Source organism: Methylorubrum podarium (assembly GCF_022179745.1).
GTDB classification, from domain to species: Bacteria; Pseudomonadota; Alphaproteobacteria; order Rhizobiales; family Beijerinckiaceae; genus Methylobacterium; species Methylobacterium podarium.
Genome location: NZ_BPRD01000035.1, coordinates 2,501 through 3,582, shown reverse-complemented (window position 1 = coordinate 3,582; position 1,082 = coordinate 2,501). Strand labels below are relative to the sequence as shown.

At 58.4% G+C, this 1,082-nt stretch carries 2 tRNA genes and 1 rRNA gene (1 of these 3 cut by a window edge); all 3 read left to right on the top strand.

Features of this window, described 5'->3' with window-relative positions:
* The first annotated feature begins 76 nt into the window (after positions 1–76).
* A tRNA-Ile gene (locus tag MFF42_RS01710) sits at positions 77–153 on the top strand.
* A 6-nt stretch (positions 154–159) separates the two neighbouring features.
* A tRNA-Ala gene (locus MFF42_RS01705) sits at positions 160–235 on the top strand.
* Between the two features lie 284 nt (positions 236–519).
* A 23S ribosomal RNA gene (locus MFF42_RS01700) occupies positions 520–1,082 on the top strand; it runs 2,252 nt beyond the window's last position.

Below are 1,082 nucleotides of genomic sequence, written 5' to 3'. Positions count from 1 at the left end.
CTCTTTCTCATCCGGATAGCGGGATCGCTGATACAGCGTTGCGAGAGCAGCGGCTGTCGATCGGGCGACCGGCTCGGGGCCTGTAGCTCAGGTGGTTAGAGCGCACCCCTGATAAGGGTGAGGTCGGACGTTCGAGTCGTCCCAGGCCCACCATGATCAGGGGACGTAGCTCAGCTGGGAGAGCAGTTGCTTTGCAAGCATCAGGTCGTCGGTTCGATCCCGTCCGTCTCCACCAGCGCCTCTTCGTGAAGACGCGGTGATCATCCGGAAGAGAAGGCAGCAAGTTTGCCTCTGCTGGCGCCAAGCGCAGCGGAGTGCATCGTTCAAGCAAATCGTGAAGAGGGAATGTGACCGCGGGTCCTGCGAAAGCGGGGTGCCCGTTGGAGGTCATGTTCGGCAAGCATGTGATCGGATGACCGAGAGGTTGTCCGGTCACTGGTCTTTATCGTGACCGTGGTCTGTGTGTGGGCGCCATCCGTAAAACGGCTGTCGACCACATCGGACATCGATCATGAGAGCGATCAAGTGCCTTAAGAGCATTCGGTGGATGCCTTGGCGCTGAGAGGCGATGAAGGACGTGGTACGCTGCGATAAGCCTTGGGGAGCTGCGAACGAGCTTTGATCCAGGGATTTCCGAATGGGGAAACCCACCTTCGACCCTTCGTATTGTGGTGTCAGGCTGGCGGAAACGCTGGTTTGGCCCCTCACTACGATTGGTCAGATGAAGGTATCAAATCCTGAATCCATAGGGGTTTGAAGCGAACCCGGGGAACTGAAACATCTCAGTACCCGGAGGAAAGGACATCAACGAGACTCCGTTAGTAGTGGCGAGCGAACGCGGACCAGGCCAGTGCCTGCAGTGAGTTTACCGGAACGGTCTGGAACGGCCGGCGTGAAGGGTGAGAGCCCCGTACGGGACGGACGATCGGCAGGACTCGAGTAGGGCGGGACACGTGAAATCCTGTCTGAACATGGGGGGACCACCCTCCAAGCCTAAGTACTCCTCAGCGACCGATAGTGAACCAGTACCGTGAGGGAAAGGTGAAAAGCACCCCGACGAGGGGAGTGAAACAGCACCTGAA